Annotated in this window: 3 protein-coding genes; all 3 read right to left on the reverse strand. The window is 28.9% G+C overall.

The genetic code is table 11. The annotated features are described in order from the left end of the window. Positions 1-735 (reverse strand): AAA family ATPase (locus tag ACRC03_RS06455; protein ID WP_438651736.1); only part of this gene is annotated, 735 nt, incomplete at its 3' end. A gap of 87 nt (positions 736-822) precedes the next feature. After that, on the reverse strand, positions 823-2,340 hold the full coding sequence (locus ACRC03_RS06460; RefSeq protein ID WP_438651737.1) for a recombinase family protein: 1,518 nt from the start codon (positions 2,338-2,340) through the stop codon (positions 823-825). Between the two features lie 477 nt (positions 2,341-2,817). Next, positions 2,818-3,161 (reverse strand): hypothetical protein (locus tag ACRC03_RS06465; protein ID WP_438651738.1); only part of this gene is annotated, 344 nt, incomplete at its 5' end.

Consider the following 3,161-nt stretch of genomic DNA (forward strand, 5'->3'; position numbering starts at 1 on the left):
TATTTTATTTATATTTTCTTGAAACTCATCTCTAAATTCTCTTATTTTTTCTATGTTATCCTTAAAATCTTCTTTTAAAATATGTTTTATTTTTTCTTCTTCTTCTGGTAATACTCTAATTGCTAAATCTAATTCCCCATTTATATCTTTAATATTATATTCCTTTTTTGAAGGTATAGCTTTAAATAACTGTGGATTAATTTTTATTTCACTTGCTTTCTTTTTAAGTTCCTTCGATATACTTTTTTCCAAGTCTTCAATTTCTACATTAATCTTTTTATATTTACCTGCTACAGTATCACCATTTGTCTCATCACCTAACTTTTTTAGTATACTATCTATTTCCTTTTTTTTGTCATTTATCTGTTTTTCTATTTCAACATTTTCTTCACCTAACACTGTAAATGGTTCTATAATGCCTTCTTTATCATATAAAAAACTCAAATTTTCCTGTCTGAAATCAGAGTTATATACTCTAATCTTTAATTCATTTTCATTCAGATTAGACTCATTAATTTTCTTATTTGTGTCTAAATTTATTTCAAATTTTCCATCCTTAAAATCTTCATGAATCTCTCCTCTTTCAATGCTTCTAAAAATTCTTGATAAAGTAGTCTTACCTGAATAATTCCTTCCATATATAATATTAACTTTACCAAATGAATGTTTATCTTCTAATCCCCATTTATACCCTCTATAGCTACCAAACTTATTTATATCAATTTTTTTTATCATCCTCTACTCTCACGCCCTTTACTATAATTTCCAATTTAATTATATAGTATATCAAATATTTTTATTATTCGTCACCATAACTTATTTTTATTTTATTTTTTCTCTTCGTGTAGTAATATGTAAATCATGAGTTACTTCATTGTCAACAAAAGAAAAGACCACATTGAATATCACTTCAACGTGGTCTTTATATACTACTACCTCTTTAACATAATCGCTTATAAATTTCTTACATTCTGGTAAATTCCTAGTTAAAACAAATTCTTTAAACTGTCCAAACATACTTCTAATTTGATCTTCAGTTATATCTACTGATTCTACACCATTACTTTCTATAGATCGTTCCCCTATCTTTAAATCTAAGTTTAACTTTATCTGCTCTAATTCATCTAGCTTATCTTTAAGCATATTATTAACTATACCATTCATTATAGCATTAAGTATATTTTCAATTTCTTTATTTACTTTCTCTAACTTGTTTCTAAGATTACTCAACATCTCATGATTATCATTAGATTTCGTCTTAAGTCTCTCATTTAATTCCTTACTTAAAACTGGTATAGCTTCATCATTCAGTACATGCTTTTCTAACTCTGTAAGGACAAACTCTTCTAAATAATCTCTTTTTATCTCCTTATTGTTGCATCCTCTCTTTTGTTTCCTACAACCACATCTATACGAAATATAATCATTACCATATTTGTCTTTCCTTTTATTTCCTTGCATTGCATATCCCCCACATTCACCACACTTAATAAGCCCTGTAAGGAGGTATAATGTAGTAGCCTTATGAGACCCAGGTGCTTTCTTTCTTTTTTGCATCATTTCTTGGGCTTGTCTAAATACTTCTTTATCTATTATTTGTGGCATTCCCCCTTCTATTTTAATGATTTCATCCTCACTTTTTTGCTTATGACCATTCCTTTTTCCATTGACACCTTTCCTTTGAGTCTTGTTAAATACATATACACCTGTGTATTTTTCATTGCTTAGTATACCATGCAAACTATTCTTCCCAAACTTATTTTTACGTTTCGTCAAAAATCCAAAATCGTTCAATTTATCAATAATCTTGCTATATGAGTATCCATTTATATACATATCAAATATTATTCTTACAGACTGAGCTTCTTCTTCATTTATTACATATGTTTTATCAAATGCAACATCATAACCCAAAGGTGCATCACCACCATTATGTAACGCTTTTAAGGCGTTTTCCTTTTGCCCTTTTGCAACTTCTCTAGCCAAATTTGCAGAATAATATTGTCCCATGCCTTCAATTACTGATTCTAAAATTAAACTTTCTGGGCTATCATCAAGTTTTTCAAGAACACTAACAACTCTAATCCCTTTTAACTTTAACTTTCTCTTATATATTGCTGAGTCATACTTATCCCTAGAAAATCTATCTAATTTATGAACTATAGCCATTGATATACCTGTCTCATCTGCCTCACAATACTTAATCATATTTTTAAATTCAGGTCGATTTGCTGATGTCGCTGACTTAGCTCTATCTATAAATACTTTAACTATCTGTATACTATTCTTATCTGCATATTCTTCTATTGCTCTTATCTGTGCATCTATTGATTCATCCATTATATTTACCTACGATCGTTACTTCATAGATGTCATCTAATTATTGATGACCTCATACTTTCATATGAGTGTAGACTATTTCTTCACCTTCATCATTACATGCTAAGGGCGACCCGTTTCCATTACCAATCACTTGTAATGTACTCTCTCACGAGATAGTCGTTTGACCTTTTCCTATTCGGAACTTGGCGACCAAACATCCATTGTTACAGTACTTAGGCTCTCACCATATACTATCCTTACTATTGTTTCTGAGTTTCCTCACATTCATATAAGCATATTTCATCCTATATTGTAGTCGTAAGACTTTAGGAGTTACTGGTTTTAAGGTCGTGTCCTATTAATATTTCTACTAATACGGGGCTAACTTACCCTTTGGTTATCACTTGAAAATCTTGCGTATACTACTGCTTTTGTCATTGTTCAATCTCTCCTTTAGTTTTATTTGTATTAGATAATTAATTGATACTTTTATATTTACTTTATACTTTTTCTATCCATATAATCAGTAGCTAATTCTGGTATCATATGAATAATTTCAGTTATTCTATCGTTAATATTACTAATATATTTTTCTATATAACTATTTTTATCAAGTCCCCTTGTGCTATTTATATCACCTTCTAGTACATATTTTTCATACAATTCACACAGATTATTAATTTCGGCATTTATAAGCCCATGCACAATAGATTGAGTAAGAATATATTCTGGAGTATCTATGTCAAAACCCATACTTTTAGGTATTATATCTTCTATACTTTTATTTACTGTCTTCATATTTTTATTAGATAATTCTCTATCCTTTAAAAAACTCTTTA

Source organism: Romboutsia sp. (assembly GCF_051659545.1).
Classification (GTDB): Bacteria; Bacillota; Clostridia; order Peptostreptococcales; family Peptostreptococcaceae; genus JBOFOR01.